Genomic DNA, 18092 nt, shown 5'->3' with positions numbered 1-18092 from the left:
GGCAATGGCTCGCCTGCTGCTGGTCAGCCTGATAGTGTGGCTAGCGGGATCGATGACGTCGTGGGCGGCGTTCAGCCCCCGCGAGGTCGCCGTGATCGCCAATGCCAACGATCCTCTAAGCATGGTGCTTGCCCGCCACTACGTTGACGCGAGGGGAATACCACCGACGCAGCTGATAGAAGTGCGCCTGCCGCCCGATCAGCCGCGGGTGAATGCGGATCGCCTGACGCGTATCCGCGCCCGAGTACTTCAGAAGACGCCGGCGCATGTTCAGGCCTACGTGCTAGCGTGGATGCGGCCCTATCGGGTGAAGTGCATGTCGATGACGACCGCCTTCGCCGCCGGCTTCGATGAGCAGTGGTGCGCCAAGCCCTGCGCTCGCACGCGTCTTTCCGACTACTTCGACAGCTCGAGTGCGAAACCCTGGCAAGACCACGGGGTGCGTCCGGCCATGCTGTTGGCCGCACGTGACGAGTCCGAAGGGCGGGCCCTGATCGCGCGTGGTCTTGCTGCCGACGGCACGCGACCCTCGGGCACGGGCTACCTGGTACAGACCAGTGATCGGCACCGAAACGTACGTGCCGTGGCCTTTCCGGCGCTGGTGCAGCGGTGGTCTGGTCGCTTGCGCCTTCGCCACGAGCGCACCGACGCCCTGCGCGATAGGGACGATGTGTTGTTTTACTTCACGGGCGCAAAGGAGGTGGTGGCCTTGCGCAGTAATCGCTTCCTGCCCGGCGCCGTCGCCGATCACTTGACCTCCAGCGGCGGCCGTCTCGACGACAGCCCGCAGATGAGCGCCCTACGCTGGCTCGAGGCCGGTGCGACGGCGAGCTACGGCACCGTGGCCGAACCCTGTGCGTATCGAGAGAAGTTCCCCGACCCGACCGTGCTTCTAAGTCATTACTACGCCGGTGACAGCGTCATCGAGGCGTACTGGAAGAGCGTGGCGATGCCTGGGCAGGGGCTGTTCATTGGCGAGCCATTGGCGCGGCCGTTTACGAGCGCAGGCGAGCAACGCAGATGATGGACTTAATCAACGCCCACGGCGTACAGCTCGCCTTCGGACTGCTCGGCGCGCTCACCGTGTTCGTGGCAAGCTATGCGTTGCCTGAACGCTACCCGATCGCTTTGCTGATCTTGATGGTCCCGTTTCAGCTCATTGCGTCGCGCTACGGGTCGTTGAACGTGGGCATGGTCTACCTCACTTTCGCAGCGTTCCTGTTCCAGGGGCGTATGCGCGAAGTGCCTTATTTGCTGCAAGCGAGCCTGCTGGTGCTCGCCTACTTGCTGTCGATGGCGACGAGCATTCCGACTACCTACGGGCAGCAGGGCATCTACCTATTCAACGTCTTCTCAAGTTTCGTCTTCTTCTACCTGCTGTTCAATCACTTCCGCCGCTTTCCGGACCCGCGGTTCGTCCTAAAGCTGCTGATCGGGTTGGACGTGGCGGTGCTGCTGTTTTTCGCTGTTCAGATCACGCTCGGCTTCGACAGCGTGAACGTGCTCGGCCTCTCCGAGTGGTCGATAGGCGGCAACCTGGAAAACAAGGGGCGGCTTCTAGGGCCCTTCGGTCCGGCGGGAACGAATGCGGGCTTTTTGGTCTTGCAGTGCCTGATCATGGGGTACGCGCTCATGCGCTTCCCCAGCCTGCGGATGCGGGTGTTGCTGATAGCGCTGCTGTTCGCCAATGTCGCGATGCTGATCGCGACGGGTTCTCGCGGTGGCTTCATTGCGCTGATCTTCGGTACCTTGCTGTTTCTCACAGTGTTCCGCCGCACCCTCGGCACCGCGCGGGTAGTCAGCGTCCTTGCCGCGGGGGGCGCAGCAGTGGCTGTGGCAGGCGTGATCATCGTGGCCTATACGCCGTTCGATACGCTGTTTACGCGCCTTGCCGGTACGGAGTTCACCGGGGTGGTGCCGGACAGTCGGCGCGGGTGGTTCTACGTGATCGAGCGTATTCCAGAGGCCCTGACCTTCGGCCACGGCCCACGCATCGTGCTCGAGTACATGTCGCCGAGGTTCTTGCGCGAGGTGTACATCGGCTATCCCCACAATCTATACCTGTTCCTTCTCTATTCCCTCGGGCTAGTAGGCTTCATCGTTTGGATGGTCTGGTTCGCCAGCCTCGGCCTGCATTGGTTGCGCGCATCGCGCTGGGAGCGAGCAGAGGACATGGCGTCCGAGTTCCCGCGCCTGGGGGTGGTCGTGCTGCTCACCTTCCTATTTGACTCGATGAAGATCGAGTTCCTACGCTTTCAGGTGGTGGACTATCAGCACTACGTGTTCGCCTTGCTGGCCATATTCTCGGCCTTCAGCGTCCACTCCCTGCAGCACTACAGCAATCCGGTGGCCACGCGCTTGGCCACGCGCCCCGACTTCGCCAGTGCCGGCGATCCCTTCACGCCGGCAGGTGCCCTGAGCCGCACGCCTGGCGCGGGTTGACAGTGCCGCGCATCTGCTTCGTGGGGTTGGACAACTACCCCGTCCTAAACCCCAGCGCGGGCGGAGACTACTTCGGCGGGGAGTCTGTGCAGCAGACCTTGCTCGCGCGAGCTTACGTGGCAGCTGGCTGGGATGTGCACATGCTGGTGAAGGATCACGGGCAGGCGCCGGATGAGATCATCGACGGCATCCGCGTGCACACGGCTTACAACCAGCGCGCTGGCGTGCCCGTGCTGCGCTTCCTGCACCCGCGGGCGACCGGCATCTTGCGAGCCCTAGCGGCGGCCGATGCGGACGTTTACTACCAGTCCTGTGCGGGCATGATCACGGGGCTGACCGCGTGGCATGCAAGACGAAACGCAAGACGCTTCGTCTTTCGCGTGGCCCACGATACGGACTGCGTGCCGGGCCAGCAGCTGATCCGTTTCTGGCGTGACCGCAAGCTTTACGAGTATGGACTCGAGCGGGCGGATTTCATCTCCGCCCAGGGCGAGCACCAACGCGATCTCCTTCGAACGCACTACGGGCTCGAGAGCGCTCCCATCCCGATGGCTGTGGAACTGCCGCGCGAATCGCTCAGCGAACCGCGCGACCTGGACGTATTGTGGGTTAACAACCTTCGTGACTTCAAGCGCCCGGACCTGGTGCCTGTGCTGGCACAAGCGCTCCACCGTCGGCAGGTAGCGATGATCGGCGGTGCCGTACCCGGATACGAGGCCCTCTATGCGCAAGTGCAATCGCAGGCTAGGGCGATTACAAACCTGCGGATGCTCGGGGCCGTGCCCTACCATGAGGTCAACGCCTACTTTGCCCGCGCGCGCGTGTTCGTGAACACCTCTGATAGTGAGGGCTTCCCGAACTCCTTCCTCCAGGCATGGATTCGCGGGGTTCCCGTGGTGAGCTTCTTCGATCCCGATGGCCTCATCGCCCGCCACGGGCTGGGCCTTGCGGTGAAGGGAGACATCCATCTGATGAGCCGGCTGCTCGATGAGCTGCTCGGGGACCCGACCGCTCTGAAAGCCATGACCGAGCGTTGCCGAAACTTCGCCCTAGCGCACTACGCGCCCAGCGCTGTGGTCGAGCGCTACATCGCCAGCGGCGCTACGCCGGGCGACCGGCGCGGAGGTGCGGATTCGGCGCGCTCATCGCTGTCATTGCCCACCTCCTAGCACGCTCACCAATGAACCCCTCCCAAGGACCCGCACCGATTCTCTTGCTGGTGCCCTCCCTAATTCGTGCCGGCGCCGAGACCCAGGCCATCAGCCTGGCGAATGGTCTGGCTCGCCAGGGCTTCGCCGTGCACCTGGCAACCTTCGGTGAGCCGCTGGATCAGTTGAAGGAGATCGACCGCGCGCGGGTAGTGTTCCATCGGCTGCAGCGGCGCGGGCGCCTCGGCTGGTCGCTGGTGGGGGACTTGGTCCGCCTCGTGCGAACGCACCGCTTCGCGGTGATCCATTGCACGCTGCAGATCAGTCTGTTTTACGCATCGCTTGCCAGGTGGCTCATCGCGCAACGCGACAAGCCCGAGCTGGTCGTGGCGATCCACACCACGCAGAACCTCTCTGCGCGCGAGGACCGTTTCGATCGTTGGCTCTACCGGCCGCTGATCAGGCGCTGCGCCCGGACCATATTCGTCTGCCAAGCGCAAGCCGCCTATTGGATTCAGCGCTTCCCGGAGCTCAAGTCACGAGCCACGGTGGTCTACAACGGCGTGGATGCGGAGCGGTTCTCCCCGACGCCCACACAGGAGGCCGCAGCGCGCGCCCTTCGCGCATCCCTCTCCATCGCCGCCGATGCGCCCGTGCTCTTGTGCGTGGCCCGCCTGCGCCCGGAGAAGGGACACCTGCTCTTGCTGCGGGCCCTCGCGGGGCAGGCGCGCGTGCATCTGGTGCTCGCTGGAGACGGGGCGATGCGCCGGCAGATCGAGGCGCAACGCCAGGCGCTCGATCTGCAGGCGCGAGTGCACCTGCTCGGTGATGTAGCGGATACGCGACCGCTCTACGCCCTCGCCGATGCCAGTGTGCTGGCTTCCACCAGCGTGGAGACCTTCTCGATGGCGATGCTCGAGTCGCTGGCGATGCGCACGCCGGTGATCGCCACGCGGATTGGCGGCATGGGCGAGGCGATCGAGACGGCGAAGACGGGGTGGCTGGTACCGGTAGGGGACGCACCGGCGCTCGCCGAGGCCATCGCAGAGCTCGCGGCGGATCTGCCGAGGGCGGCTCGCCTCGGTGTGAACGGTCGCGCTAGGGTGCGGGAGTCGTTCACGGTGCAAGCGATGGTCCGCGACACGGCCGTCATATTGCGTGAGGTGGGGCCGGCTAGTGCGCCGGCCGGGGGGTCGCTGACCGCATGAGCTCAGCGGCTCCCAACCGCACGCACGTGCGTATCTTCTACCCATCGGATCCTTTGGGTACCCTGCCTGGCGGTATCGAGACCTTCATCCGTGGCCTAATCGGCTGGGCGCCGCAGGACATCGACTTCAGCGTAGTCGGATTGACGACTGATGTGCAGGCGCGCCCCGTGGGGCGTTGGCTGAATTGCCGGATGCGCGATAAGAACTATCGTCACTTCGCCACCTACGCGGTCGGTGACCCTTCGCGTCAGCCGCGTGTCCCAGCCACGGTACGTTACCTCGCCGCCCTCGCGCCGCGCCGGGGGCTGCTAGCTCGCAACGCCTTTGACGTGGCGGAAGTGCACCGGTTAGAGCCCGTGGTCCTGCTGCCTCGTGGCGTACCGATCAACGCCTTCATGCACCAGGATAGCGAGGTGCTCTACGACCCCGGTAGCGACATTCGCTGGCGCCACCTCCCCAGCCTGTACTTCGCTGCGGAGTCGCGCCTCATCGGGCGCGCCGCTAGCGTGTACAGCGTCTTCCAGAGCGCCGTGGACGGACTCAAGCGACGCTACCCGGCGCTCGCGAGTCGGGTGCGCTTTACCCCCACCTGGTTCGATGGCGATCGTTTCGCGGTGCCGAGCCTCGGGGCGCGCATGGACGCTCGACTCGCCCTGCGCCAGCGTTTGGGATTAGGTGAGAGTGCAGCGCTGCTGATGCTAGTGGGCCGCCTCGAATCGCAAAAGGAGCCGGCTCTCGCCGTCGAGACCTTAGCGCGCTTGGTGCAGTCCAAGGACGGACGTGACTGGAGGCTGGTCCTAGTTGGGGACGGGAGCTTGCGCCGACAACTGCAGGCGACTGCTCGATCGCTCGGCGTGGCTGAGCGAATGCACATCACCGGCTTGCTCTCTCCCCAGGTGATTCCGGGGTATCTGCACGGCGCCGATGTCTTCGTACTGCCCTCTCGTTATGAGGGGATGCCAATCGCCTTGCTCGAAGCCCTGGCATGCGGTCTGCCTGCGGTCGCGAGCGATGTAGGCGAAGTGCGACGTGTGTTGCGCGATGGAATTAACGGATGGGTGATTCCACCGGCTGGGCGTAGCGCCGAGCACTTCGCCGATGCTGTCGGCCGCGTGATGGCCCAAGCCGCATCGATGCCCCGCGAACATCTCGATCAGGCATGTGTCGAAGCCGTGACGCCCTATGCGCCCGAGCGCGTGCTCGCACCCCTTTATGACAACTATCGCCAGCTCCGCCGACCCGCCTGAGGGCGAGGCCAGCTGGTAGAATCGCCGGGCTCAAGGACAGGCTTCGCCAACCAACGACGGTGCGCCCGCGCGGCGCCCTCACACGTGCAACGGCAAGGACGATATGGTTTCGATCTCCGACGATGCGACGCTCGCCTCCGATCCCCCGGTGCCGCCCACCTCACCGGGTGACGGTCCGCCCCTAATGTCGGCCCTGGCGTGGGCGGTCTTGGGCGTGCTCCTAGCGGCCCTCGCGTTCATCTTCTTCGATGGCCTCGCCTTTATGGTGGGGGAGTGGTCCCGCGAGGAGTATAGCCACGGTTACCTGATTCCTGTGATCGCCGCCGCCATGGTGTGGCGCGAACGGCGCGCGCTCAACAATCTCGCTTGGCAAGGCAGCTACCTAGGGCTGCTGGTTACCTTTGCCGGGCTCGGCCTCTTCCTGTTGGGCGAGCTCAGCACCCTCTACGTGCTCATTCAGTACGCCTTCCTTCTGACGTTGACCGGCGTGTGCCTGTCGATCTTCGGCGTGCGAGCGATGCGCTACCTATGGGTGCCGCTCGTTTATCTCTTCTTCATGATTCCCCTGCCGAACTTCCTCTACGCGAACTTGAGTCAGCAGCTGCAGCTGATCTCTTCGGCTCTAGGCGTGGCGGTGATCCGCCTGTTCGACATCAGCGTCTTCCTCGAGGGCAACGTGATCGACCTTGGCGTCTATCAGCTGCAGGTGGTGGAGGCGTGCAGCGGGCTGCGCTACTTGTTCCCGCTCATGAGCTTCGGGTTTCTGTGCGCTTACCTATTCAAAGCACCTGCCTGGCAGCGCGTGCTGGTGTTTCTGGCATCGATTCCGCTCACGGTGCTGATGAACAGCGTGCGCGTCGGCATCATCGGCGTACTCGTGGAGTACTTCGGCATAGAGCAGGCAGAGGGCTTTCTGCACTACTTCGAGGGTTGGGTGATCTTCATGGCATGCGTTGGCATGCTGTTCGCCGGCATGTGGTTGCTCGCCCGCTTCACGGGCGGTGGCCGATCCTTCAACGATGTGTTCGTGGTCGATCTCGGCGAGCCGGCTGAGCGCGATCTCTCCCATCAGCGTTTGGCGCGGTCGGCCACCGTCGCTACGGTTGCCGTCGTCGCAATGGCCCTGTTCACCCTGTCGCTGACAACCCGTGAAGAGGTTGTGCCGGCGCGGGCCGACTTCACGAGCTTCCCCCTGCGCCTTGGTGACGGCTGGGTTGGCCGTACCGAGCGCCTGCGGCCAAACATCCTCAAGGTGCTAAAGCTCACCGACTACGCGCTGATCAACTACACCAGCCCAGGCGAGCGGGCGCCGGTGAACCTATACTCTGCGTATTACGCATCCCAGCGCAAGGGCGCATCGATCCACTCGCCGCGTTCATGCTTACCGGGCAACGATTGGATCATCAACGACTCGCGCGTCGAGGAGATCGACCTGCGAATCCCCGGCGAAGCGCCGGTACGCGTCAATCGCGTATTGATTCAGAAGGATCGATCGCGCCAGCTCGTGTACTACTGGTTTGACCAACGAGGCCGCTCCTTGACGAACGAGTATGCGGTGAAGTGGTACCTGCTCTGGGATGCCCTGCACCTGAACCGCACCGACGGCGCCCTGGTGCGGCTGACCACGCCGATCCTCGAGAGCGAGGCCCCGGCGCAAGCGGAGGCCCGTTTGCAAGGGTTACTGCGTGAGGTGAGCTTGCGCTTCGATCAGTACCTGCCGGACTGAGTGGTGCGCTTGGGCGAAGACGAGTGGAGATGAGTCTCTTTACCTCTTTCTTGTTTGCCCTCATGACGAGCATGCTCTTGGTGCCCGTCCTGCAGCGCTATGCGGGGAGGCTAGGGCTCATCGATACGCCCGATCCACGCAAGGTGCACGAACGCCTCGTGCCGCGCAGCGGTGGCGTAGCGATCGTCGCAGGCGCGCTCTTGCCCATCGTGCTGTGGGCACCGGCGGACTCCCTGCTCGCACACCTGCTGCTCGGGGCGATGGTGATCGTCCTGATCGGGCTAGTAGACGATCGGCAGGACTTGGACTACCGCCTGAAGTTCGCCGGCCAGGCGCTGGCGGCGTTGATCGCCATGCGCGGTGGGTTGTTGATCGAGGTGTGGCCCTTCTTCGGCATCGATCCGGTGCCCGCTGCGCTCTCCTACCCCACGACCTTCATGTTCTTGATTGGGGTGACCAACGCGATCAACTTCTCCGACGGCCTCGATGGGCTGGCGGGGGGCATCTCACTGGTCACCCTGGGAGCGATCGCGTTTATCGCCGGCACCCCCGCGGGGCAGGACCTCACTCAGACGGCGCTGGAGATGATGGTCGGCGATGCGGAGCAGGGCCGTCACATCGCGCTCTACTCAATCGCGATCATCGGCGGTCTGTGCGGCTTCCTACGCTACAACAACTACCCAGCGCAGATCTTCATGGGGGATACGGGCAGCCAGTTCCTCGGCTTCATGACCGCTGGCCTGGCGATCGCGTTGACCCAGCACTTCGATACGGCCTTGAACCCAGCCATCGTCCTGCTCCTCTTCGGTCTGCCAATTCTCGACACCTTCTCCGTGATGATCTGGCGTGTGCGCACGGGGCAGTCGCCGTTTCGTGCGGACCGAAAGCACTTCCATCACCGCCTGCTCGACATGGGCTTCAAGCACTACGAGGCGGTGTCTACGATCTACGTAGTGCAGGCGCTGCTGGTGTTGGCTGCGCTCGCCGTTCGCTTCAGTGCAGATGTCGTTGTAATCAGCATCTACTTGCTTGCCTCCGCGCTCATCGTGATCGGGTTTCGCGTGGCGCGAGTGTCCGACTGGCGCCTGCGCGCGCCGTCCGAACCAGGGGTGTTTGTCGAACGACGCAACCTGTGGTTGCGCGGCATGCCCTGGCTGCATCCGGTCAGCGTGTCGATGGTCGAAGCGGGCTTTGCATCGCTCGTCGCCCTAGCGGCGCTCTCACCGCTCTCCTTCGCGCCGGGGGTGGGCATCGCCAGCCTCGTGGCGGGGGTGGGGTTGCTGCTCACGCTGCGCCTGAGTGGGCGCCGGCGTCGCCTACTGCGGCGCATCACCCTTTACGGGGCTGCGGTGTTGTCCGTATTCGTGCTCGAGACGGCTGATGCGGGAGGTGCGGCGATCGTGCCGAAGATCGCGGTGAACGCGCTGACCCTGGCGCTGGTGGGCGCGCTCGTGGTGGCCATCCGGGTCACCCGTCGCAGTCGCTTCAGCACCTCGCCCCTCGATATCCTGATCCTGATTTTCGTGGTGGTGGTGCTCCTGTTGGGGGCGGATGTCGCGACCCCCCTAGCGCCCCTATCGCAGGTGGGCGCTGTGCTCGATCAGGACCAGGCCGTGGCACGGCTAGCCGTTCTTTTCTACGCCACGGAGCTGCTGAGCAGCAAGGGTAACCGCTACTTAAACCTGCTTAGCGGCGCCGCGGGGAGCTGCCTCCTGCTCATGGGCATGCGCGCGTTGCTGCTGGGCTGATGGGTGGCGGGTAACGCGCCGAAGCTGCGCCTGCGGTAGACTCTCGCGCCAACTAGGGGCGCGTCCTAACTACTGAAACCGAGGAATACCATGAGAACGCTGTTGCCCGTGCTGACGGCCTTGTTCGCGGCCACGTTGCTGACCGCCTGCGGCAGTGCTGAGGATCGTGCCGCCAACTACATCGAGCGCGCGCAGACGTTCTTCGACGAGGGCGACTTCGTTAAGGCGCGTTTGGATTTGCGCACGGCGCTGAAGATCGATCGTGACAACATCGAGGCGCGCATGCTCCTCGCTCGAGTCGCCGAGCAGAACCGCAACTATCGGGCGATGTACAACCACCTGGTGCGCATCCTAGCCCTTGACGAGAACAACGTTGACGCAAGGGTGAAGCTAGGCATCTTACAGCTCGGCGCAGCCAGCCAGACGCCCGAAGTGATCGAGCAGGCGAGAGACAACGTGGCCTTGGCGGTGGCGCAGGCGCCTGAGAATCCTGACGTGCAGGTGCTGCAGGCCTCACTCAAGCGCTTCGACGGCGACTTCGAAGGTGCGACGGCGCAGATGCGAGAGGTGTTGACGGAGCACTCGGACAACGTGCCGGCCCACTCCCTCCTGTTCTCCCTGCTCTACCAGCAGGGCCAGGTTGACGAGGCGTTGGTGGCGCTCGAGCAAGGGATCGCCCAGAACCCGTCCTCCGCGCCTCTGCACCTGTTGCGCCTGCAGGCGCTGCAAAGCCTAGAGCGTTGGGAGGATGTCGAGTCAGGGCTGAAGTCGCTCAGTGATCAGTTCCCCGATAGCAATGCCGTGCGCTACCAGCTGGCGAAATTCTACATCCAACGCGGTCAGGAGGACGACGCCGAAGTGGTGCTGGAGAGCCTGGTCGCCAACGATCCCGACGACAGCACTGCCAAGCTCAAATACGCCGAGTTCCTGGCCAACCGGCGTGACCTTGCCAAGGCTGAAGAAGCACTGCAGTCCTACTCGGCGGCGGAGCCGCAGATCCAGGAATTTCGCTTCGCCCTAGCGACGCTCTACCAGGCTCAGCGCCGCAATGGCGAGGCGATCGAGGTGTTCGAGAGCATTGTGAGCGGCGCGGACGACGCGGAGGATCGCTCGACGGCACGCAACGAGCTCGCCAAGCTGTACATGCGCGAAGGCCGCATTGAGGAGGCGCGGCCGCTGATCGATGGCGTGCTCGAGGACTCCCCGGGGGATCCGGAGGCCCTGATCTTGCGTGCGGGTCTTGCCTTGCAAGACGGGCAGGTGGAGGACGCGATCACGGATCTGCGGGCCGCCCGGCGCAACGATCCCGACTCGAAGCGCGCCCTGACCTTGCTCGCGCAGGCCCACGCGCAGGCCGGAGACGGCGTGCTCGCTGAGGAACGCCTGCGCGACCTGCTGGCCGCCCATCCGAATGATGCTTTCGCTCGTGATCGCCTGGCCGGTGTACTGTTCGCCCGCGAGCAGTTCCGCGACGTTCACACGTTGATCCGTGGCGCCAACGAGGCCGGCGCTCCGCCGACGACGACCAGCGTTCGTCTTCTCGCGGAGGCGCTCATTCGCGACGGGCGCCCCGCGGATGCCCTGACCGTGGCTGAGGAGCTAATCGGGGCGGCGCAGGGCGTCAACGCCGAGCAAGCGCGCTTGGGCCACTACCTGGCCGGTCGCGCCCACCTCGCGGCAGGCGACTACGAGGCGGCGCTTACCGCTTACCGTGAGGTCGCGGCGCTCGGCGAGATGACATCCGACGCGCTCTCGGGGTTGGTGACCGCTCTGGTCGAGCTCGAACGCCCGGAGGAGGCGCTCTCCGAGCTGGAGACGTACCTGAAGGAGCACCCCGACGACTTCGCTGGACTTACGCTGCAGGGACAGGTTTTGAGTCGTACCCAGCGCATGGATGAGGCGCGTGAGGTTTTGGAGCGGTCGCTCGCCGTGCGAAACGACGTGTGGCCCACCTATCGTGATCTAATCTCTGTGAACGTGGCCTTGAACGACGTTGGGGCAGCGATCGAGGTGGCTGATCGTGGCTTGGCCGTGGCCCCAGAGAACACCCAGCTGCGCGTGATTAAGGCCCAGCTGTTGGAGCGCGAGGAGGCCTATCTGGCGGCGATAGCCGAGTACGAGACGCTGCTCGGTACCGATCCATCGTCCCTTGTGGCGATCAACAATCTGGCGTCGCTGGTCGCCGACCATGACCGCAGTCCCGAACGCTTGGACTACGCTGCCCAATTGGCACGGCCTCTGCGTACCCAGTCCAACCCTGTGTTCCTCGACACCGTCGGCTGGCTCGCCTATCGCCTCGAGAATTTCATCGAGGCGCGTTCCTTGCTGGAGCAAGCGGTACGCACGGCACGTGCCGAGCCTCGCTACGCGCAAGTGCTTCCACAGTTGCGCTATCACCTGGGCATGACCTACGTGGCCGTTGGCGAGTCGGCGCTGGCTCGCACTGAGTTGGAGGCCGCGATCGCCGAGGATGGCGTGAGTTTCGTCGGCGTGCAGGAAGCCCGCGCGACCCTGTCGCGGCTGTAAGAGAGGAGTACCGACGATGAGTACATCTATTCGTGGCAACCTGTGGGCACCGCTGGTGCTCTGTGCGTTGTGTCTGCCCATGATGCCCTGGGCGAGCTGGGCGCAGTCCACGCAGGCGCCAGCGCTGCCTGCAAATGGGGAAGCGCGGGACGACCCGGAGACGCGCGCCGGCTTTCGGGTTTATTTCGCGCCGCTGGGTATCTGGCTGGAACCGGATGTGTTTTGGTATCGCTGGGCGGATGAGAAGAAGGCGTTCCTCTGGAACGGGTCCGAGCAACCACCGGAGGGGCCGGAGGTTGAGGAGGGCCACATGGTCATCGTGGAACGCGCTGATGGCCCGTGCCTGCTCGTTCGCAAGGACAAGCGTTGGCGCAAGGCGGGCACCGTGTACGGATGGGGGGAGCGCCTGCGCGCCTACGGAGGCTGCCACAGCCTTACGCTCGGCGACTAATTCCCCTAGGCGCCGGGGTGGCCCGGGTCGTCGCCGTCCTCGTGTAACACCTCGAACTCACCCTCCACCACGTCACCGTCCTTGCCTCGGTTCCGTGGGGGTGGGCGTGGCGCCGTGTGCGGCCCACGCGTCGCGCCACTGGCTTGGAACTTCCGCTCCTGCCACCACAGCCATACCCTTAGGGCGATGGCACCCACCAGGCCAATGGCCAGTAGGGTGGTGATCACAAAGGCACCGAAGATCAGACTTATCGCCAGTACCCCCACCGCTGCCACCATGCCGACGGCACGAGCAAGGAACGCCCCGGGCCCCGCCGGGGCGCCCCTCTGGGCTCGGCGCTGGCTTTCCAGAAACCGTTGAAAGTCGTTCATATGGACTCCTCTGAGGAGGTGCTCGTCGCCCCGCCAACTCGGCCCGCCGGAGGGTCCAACGGGTTGTGGGCCATCTGGCCGTCCTCGCGCAAGGGAGGGTAGGGCAATCCGCGCTCGTGACAGCGCCGAGCGATGTGGGGGTAGGCCCACTCGAAGAGCGTGTTGGCGTACTGCTCTGCCGGCAGGCGACTGGGGCCGTCATAGAGGCCCGCCGCCTCGCGCTGGCGTCGCGCTTCGAACAACAGTAATGCGGCCGCGACGGACACATTCAAGGACTCGGTGAGCCCTTCCATCGGCACCGACACGCATTTGGCGGACGCTGCCAGGGTCTGTGGCGCCACGCCATGGAGTTCGCTGCCGAGTACTAGGGCGATGCGTTTGGTGTAGTCCACCTCTCGGTAGTCGACCGACTGCTCACCGCGATGGGCCGTTAGCAGGGTGAAGCCGTCGCCGCGTAGGGCGCCAAAGCAGTCGGTGAGTGTTTGGTGTCGCTGCACGCGCACCCATTTGCGCACGCCGCCGGATATCATGTGGTGAGAACGGATGCCGTCGACGGAGACTGCGTGGAGTTCGTATAGCCCCACCGCATCGGCGGTACGCATCACCGCCGCGATGTTGTGACTCTTTTGCGTGCGGTCCATAACCACCGTCAGATCAGGCTGGCGCCGATCCAGGGCCTCGCGCAGGCGGGTTAGCCGTTGTGGGGTCAAGTGGGCTCTCAGGCGCCGGTGGCACCGGCTTCGATCGCGCGCCTCACGAAGGCCTCGTGACGATCCACGCTGAGGTCCGCGAGTACGGCATCCTCGATCGTGCCGTCTGCGCGAATGAGGAAGGTAGCTCGGCGAACGATCAGACCGAGCGGCCCTTTCACACTGTACAGACCCGCCACCCGCTTCTTCGTGTCAGCGAGGAGGGTGAAAGGTAGCCTGTGCTGCTCACGAAAGCGGGCATGGGAGTCGCTGTCCTGGGGGCTCACGCCCACTACGCGCAGGTTGGCAGCAATCAAATCGTCGTTGAGGTCGCGCAAGCTGCAGGCTTCGCGCGTGCACCCTGGCGTAAAATCTGCCGGGTAGAAGTAGAGGATCAGTGGCCCCTCGCCGAGGAGCGTCGACAGGGTCACGTCCTTGCCTTCGTGATCGGGCAGGGTGAAATCTGGGGCGCGGGTACCGGGCGCGAGCATCCTAAACACCTCCCAAGGCGCGAGTGGACGTTGAATTACCTGAAGTTCTTCATTTTACCGCAAGTCGCCTGCACCCGTGATTCACGCTATCGAGGTCATGCTAGCAACAGCGCAAATACGCCGCTCAGACCGTTCCGCGGACGACATGAAACCACCCGTACGTTAGGTCGCGAACAATGCCCCCGAGCGACGCTGCTACGCACGCCAAGGCGGGCGAGACAGGGTCACCAACACTTCAACCTAAGGGTGATATTGATGCGAAACGCACTGACCAAGTTCCTGGCTGGCTTCCTTGCCTTTGCCGCTATCTCCGGTACCGCTGTCGCTGGCCACCACGAGAAGGGTGAGATGGCTGCCGAGAAGGACATCGTTGCCACGGCGGTCGCCAACGGCAACTTCAAGACCCTGGCCGCTGCGCTGAAGGCCGCCGGTCTGGTCGACACGCTTCGCGGCGAAGGTCCCTTCACCGTTTTCGCGCCCACCGACGCTGCCTTCGCCAAGCTGCCTGAGGGCACTGTGGCCGAGCTGCTCAAGCCCGAAAACAAGAAGAAACTGATCGCCGTGCTCACCTACCACGTGGTGCCGGGCAAGGTGATGGCCAAGCAGGCCGTGAAGCTGGACTCCGCTGAGACCGTGAACGGTAACTCCCTCACCCTGAAGGTGATGGGTGAGAAGCTGCATGTTGACAACGCCACCGTCGTGGCCGCCGACGTGGAGGCCTCCAACGGCGTCATCCACGTGATCGACACCGTGGTGCTGCCGAACGCGCGCTAAGGCGCTAGATGCCTGAGCGAAGGGGCCGGCTGGGGGAAATCCCCGCCGGCCTCTTTTCGTTATGCGGCACACGATCGCTGACCTCATGCGTGCGCCAGTCGGAGACAACCGATGGGTTGCCGGGGGCTCGAACCATACCTGCGAGTGAGTGCGATCAGGTCGAGCCTGCATCGAGAGGACGCGCCGACCCGAGACGACGCTCAGCCCTGCTGTCGACGGCGTCGGTTTGGAATCGACGCTTTTCAGGGCGTAGACTCCGCATGCGGCAGGCCCCGGTAGCTCAGCTGGATAGAGCATCCGCCTCCTAAGCGGAAGGTCCCACGTTCGAATCGTGGTCGGGGCGCCACGTTCGCCATAGCGCCACCCCTAGCCCTCTGGACTTTCCGAGCTTGCCTTTCAAAGCGCGCGGCCGATGCGCGCGGATCGCTCAGTGCGTGCTTGCGAACACCCTTGGATGCAGTGGCAGCACGGAGGTGTCTGTGCCAAGGTCCCCGCTGACGCAATGTGGGGAATCGCTGAGTGGAAATCGCCGATCACGCAAGCCTGGTGCTTATCGCCCTTGGGTTCTACGTCGCGATGGTCATCGGCCTGGCCCTGTACTACTCCAGGCGGACCGGCTCCACGGAGGACTTCATACTCGCCGGCCACAGTCTCTCGGCCCCCTTCGTGTGTGGCTCCGTAGTCGCCACCTGGCTCGGCGGCGCCGTGGTGATCGGCAGTGCGCGCGAAGCGTATGTAGGCGGCTTTCAGGCCATTGTCTGGGACCCCTGGTCGCCCATGCTGACGCTCTTGTTCTGCGGGTTCTTCATGGTCGCGGTGTTTCGCCGCTCACGTTTCACCACGGCTATCGATTTTTATAATGCACGCTTCGACGAGCGAATCGGCATCTGCGGACTGTTCATTCATGTGCTCTCCTACCTGTCCTGGATCTCGGCGCAGCTACTCTCTCTAGGGGTGATCATCGCTCTGGTGACGGGGCTGTCTGCGGTGCCTGCAACGCTGCTTGGCGCCGTGGTCATTCTCAGCATCTGCTTGACCGGTGGCCTCTGGGCCCTGTCCCGCTCGGACATGCTTGCGTTCATCATCCTCACGGCAGTGCTGCTGATCGTGCTGCCCTACGCCCTATCGGCGGTAGGCGGGATCTCGGGCTTCATCGAGCAGGCGGGCACGGTCAACGGCACACCGCCCTTCAGCCTGTTCTACACCACGCAGCCGAACGCCGCTGGCGAGCCGACGGGCTTCGCTGGGTATCTGGGTTTGCTCGGCATCATCTACATGTTCGCCGCCTGGTTCTCCGTCGCTTTCGGCGATCTCGGCGGCTCGGTGCTCGTGGCGCGGGCGCTAGCGGCGAAGGATGAGCGCGCCGCGTCCAGAGGCTTCGTGTTCGGTGGGCTGATTTACATCGTGCTAGGCATGATCCCCGTGATCGTGGGGATGTGCGCCTTCATCGTGAATGCCAACGTCCCCGAGGCGCAGCTCGACAACGTGTTTCCCAACTTCGTGCAGGAGCACCTGCCGGGGTGGGTAACCATCTTGTTCTTCGTGGCGGCGTCGTCCGCGATCATCAGCACGGCGGGGGATACGGTGCTGACCTCCGGCGCGCTGCTGGGCTATACGCTGCTGCGGGTGGTCAAGCCGCAGGCGGATGATCGGTTGAGCTTGATCTTCACTCGAGTTGCCATGGTCGCGTTCACTTGCCTTGGCCTGCTGTTTGGGCTCGCGATGGGTGATCTGTACAACCTTCTTGTGTTCGGCGGCGCCGTCGCGTTCCCGACCATCGCTGCGACCTTCGTATGTGGGGTCCTGTGGAAGGGTGCAAACGTGACGGGGGCGCTCGCGTCTATGGCTATGGGGGCCTTCAGTTGGGTGATCTTGGCGTGGGTCTTGCTGCCGCACACGGGAGGCGAGATCTGGGATGCGATCTACATTGGGGCCGTACCGGCCTTCCTGCTGAGTTTCACCACGATCGTGGTGGTGTCACTGTTGACGCGCAAGTCCTGCCCGCCCAAGCCGGCGCGGGATATCGATGGCAACGACATCTCGGGCACGCGCCTGTTCACATGGTAGTTGGGTCGCAGTGAGAAGCGACGGCCAGCCATGGGTCTGTGGCGTAGGCGTATAGAACTGATAGCTAGGCAGAATCTAGGGTTCGCTCAGCTCAGGGCGTACGGCGTCGGGTGGCGGCATTGCCCGCGTGCACCCAATCACCCCGTTCTTTGCGCGCTAGCATGACCCACGCCCAGCGATCGTCGAAGATGTCGTCATCCGTGTTGCGCACGGTGCCTCGCGCACGAACCTCTACTGCTACCCAAGCGAGATCCCCGGAGCCGGCAACCTCGATCACCGGCGGGCGAAGATCTTCGTAGCGCTCGTAGTCGAGGCGACCGAACAGCTGCTCGAAGCCGCGTTGTACGTCGAGTGAGGTGGCGTCAGTGAGTTGGCCGTCACTGATCACCATCATGATGGGGGCGCTGAGTGAGCCGAGCATGGCAGCGTCGGCCTCGCAGTGGGCGGCGAGCAGGCGCCGGTGCAGGCGGTACAAGCGTACCGGGTCCAGTGCTGGTGCTTCGATCTCGTCGAACAACCACGTGGGAGGACGTGGGCGCGGATCGATGAAGGAGAAGCGGTACGAGAATGTGCGCTCACCGTCGTCGACGATCATGTCGTAGGGCAGGGCGACCCCGTCCAGCTGACGCCAGTCGGAGAAAGTGGCTCGTAGGGTCGTGTCGTCGGGTAGGCGCAGGACCATCCCGAGGGGGCGCTCGCTTGCCCCTACGAGCGCGAGGCTGCCGCCGTAGGGGAGGCGGCCTCGGCGGGCTGGCTGGGCGTCTTCGCCGAAGGCGACCACCGTGCCCACGGCATCGGGTACCACGCGGGAGAACTCCAGCAGTAGGGCGTGGAATTGGTGACCGAAGGCGAACACTTTCGTGTCGTCATCGCCGAGTCCTACGCGGTCATCCACGGACTCCCAAGCGAGCGGCCCCTCGATCGCGCGCGTGCGCACCTCGGCCTGCGGATAGGCGTGGCGAACGGCCATGTTGTCCATCGTGTGGTAGAAGCTCTCTACCCGAAACGATGTGCCGTCGGACACATCCACCTGCGCGGCCGCGACGATGGCGCGGTCTGCGCAGGCGTCAGTCGCATAGGCGGCGGGCACGCTGAGCGCCAGGAATGCGGTGATCAGCAGGAGCGGGGCATGCACGAGGCGCATAGAAGGTCTCCGCGGCGCGCTGGTGGGGGGTCGTGGCTGTCGATTGGAAGGGGCCGATCG

At 64.4% G+C, this 18092-nt stretch carries 15 protein-coding genes and 1 tRNA gene; 12 read left to right on the top strand and 4 right to left on the bottom strand.

Annotated features, from left to right (window positions below):
- Window positions 1-4: 4 nt before the first annotated feature.
- From AAGA68_15080 to AAGA68_15040, 9 genes are all read left to right on the top strand, one after another.
- Window positions 5-1024, top strand: a complete 1020-nt coding sequence (locus AAGA68_15080; protein MEM9386379.1) for a TIGR03790 family protein — start codon at window positions 5-7, stop codon at window positions 1022-1024.
- Entirely contained in the window at window positions 1021-2442 is a 1422-nt protein-coding gene (locus tag AAGA68_15075; protein ID MEM9386378.1) for an O-antigen ligase family protein, read from the top strand. The genes AAGA68_15080 and AAGA68_15075 overlap by 4 nt, the downstream gene beginning before the upstream one ends.
- 2 nt (window positions 2443-2444) lie before the next feature.
- Window positions 2445-3611, top strand: coding sequence for a glycosyltransferase family 4 protein (locus AAGA68_15070; protein ID MEM9386377.1), 1167 nt, complete (start codon window positions 2445-2447; stop codon window positions 3609-3611).
- A gap of 11 nt (window positions 3612-3622) precedes the next feature.
- Window positions 3623-4798, top strand: a complete 1176-nt coding sequence (locus AAGA68_15065; protein MEM9386376.1) for a glycosyltransferase family 4 protein — start codon at window positions 3623-3625, stop codon at window positions 4796-4798.
- Window positions 4795-6045, top strand: coding sequence for a glycosyltransferase family 4 protein (locus AAGA68_15060; GenBank protein MEM9386375.1), 1251 nt, complete (start codon window positions 4795-4797; stop codon window positions 6043-6045). Before AAGA68_15065 ends, AAGA68_15060 begins: the two co-directional genes overlap by 4 nt.
- A gap of 103 nt (window positions 6046-6148) precedes the next feature.
- Entirely contained in the window at window positions 6149-7771 is a 1623-nt protein-coding gene (gene xrtD / locus AAGA68_15055) for a VPLPA-CTERM-specific exosortase XrtD (GenBank protein MEM9386374.1), read from the top strand.
- Window positions 7772-7800: 29 nt separating this feature from the next.
- Window positions 7801-9519, top strand: coding sequence for an MraY family glycosyltransferase (locus AAGA68_15050; protein MEM9386373.1), 1719 nt, complete (start codon window positions 7801-7803; stop codon window positions 9517-9519).
- Between the two features lie 90 nt (window positions 9520-9609).
- Window positions 9610-12045 carry a tetratricopeptide repeat protein gene (locus AAGA68_15045; protein MEM9386372.1) on the top strand — a complete coding sequence of 812 codons (2436 nt, stop codon included), beginning with the start codon at window positions 9610-9612 and terminating at the stop codon, window positions 12043-12045.
- A 16-nt stretch (window positions 12046-12061) separates the two neighbouring features.
- Window positions 12062-12496 carry a hypothetical protein gene (locus tag AAGA68_15040; protein ID MEM9386371.1) on the top strand — a complete coding sequence of 145 codons (435 nt, stop codon included), beginning with the start codon at window positions 12062-12064 and terminating at the stop codon, window positions 12494-12496.
- Window positions 12497-12501: 5 nt separating this feature from the next.
- Here AAGA68_15040 and AAGA68_15035 read toward each other — a convergent pair whose 3' ends face one another.
- From AAGA68_15035 to AAGA68_15025, 3 genes are read right to left on the bottom strand one after another with little or no spacing between them, the layout of a single operon-like run.
- Window positions 12502-12867 carry a hypothetical protein gene (locus AAGA68_15035; GenBank protein MEM9386370.1) on the bottom strand — a complete coding sequence of 122 codons (366 nt, stop codon included), beginning with the start codon at window positions 12865-12867 and terminating at the stop codon, window positions 12502-12504.
- Complete coding sequence (gene trmH, locus AAGA68_15030) at window positions 12864-13577, bottom strand: tRNA (guanosine(18)-2'-O)-methyltransferase TrmH (protein MEM9386369.1); 714 nt, start codon at window positions 13575-13577, stop codon at window positions 12864-12866. The genes AAGA68_15035 and trmH overlap by 4 nt, the downstream gene beginning before the upstream one ends.
- Window positions 13578-13585: 8 nt before the next feature.
- Complete coding sequence (locus tag AAGA68_15025; protein ID MEM9386368.1) at window positions 13586-14047, bottom strand: peroxiredoxin; 462 nt, start codon at window positions 14045-14047, stop codon at window positions 13586-13588.
- Window positions 14048-14302: 255 nt separating this feature from the next.
- Between AAGA68_15025 and AAGA68_15020 the strand changes: the two genes are divergently transcribed.
- The 3 genes from AAGA68_15020 (at window position 14303) to AAGA68_15010 (ending at window position 16888) form a co-directional block, all read left to right on the top strand.
- On the top strand, window positions 14303-14821 hold the full coding sequence (locus AAGA68_15020; GenBank protein MEM9386367.1) for a fasciclin domain-containing protein: 519 nt from the start codon (window positions 14303-14305) through the stop codon (window positions 14819-14821).
- A 269-nt stretch (window positions 14822-15090) separates the two neighbouring features.
- Window positions 15091-15167 (top strand) — tRNA-Arg (locus tag AAGA68_15015).
- A gap of 173 nt (window positions 15168-15340) precedes the next feature.
- Window positions 15341-16888: a hypothetical protein gene (locus AAGA68_15010; GenBank protein MEM9386366.1), complete on the top strand. Its 1548-nt coding sequence runs from the start codon at window positions 15341-15343 to the stop codon at window positions 16886-16888.
- 91 nt (window positions 16889-16979) lie between these two features.
- Here the strand turns inward: AAGA68_15010 and AAGA68_15005 are convergent, their stop codons facing one another.
- Entirely contained in the window at window positions 16980-18032 is a 1053-nt protein-coding gene (locus tag AAGA68_15005; GenBank protein ID MEM9386365.1) for a hypothetical protein, read from the bottom strand.
- Window positions 18033-18092 lie beyond the last annotated feature (60 nt).

It is taken from the genome of Pseudomonadota bacterium, assembly GCA_039193195.1.
Taxonomy (GTDB): Bacteria; Pseudomonadota; Gammaproteobacteria; order Steroidobacterales; family JBCBZW01; genus JBCBZW01.
Note: the sequence above shows the minus strand (reverse complement) of the source record. Positions and strands in the feature narration are given on the sequence as shown.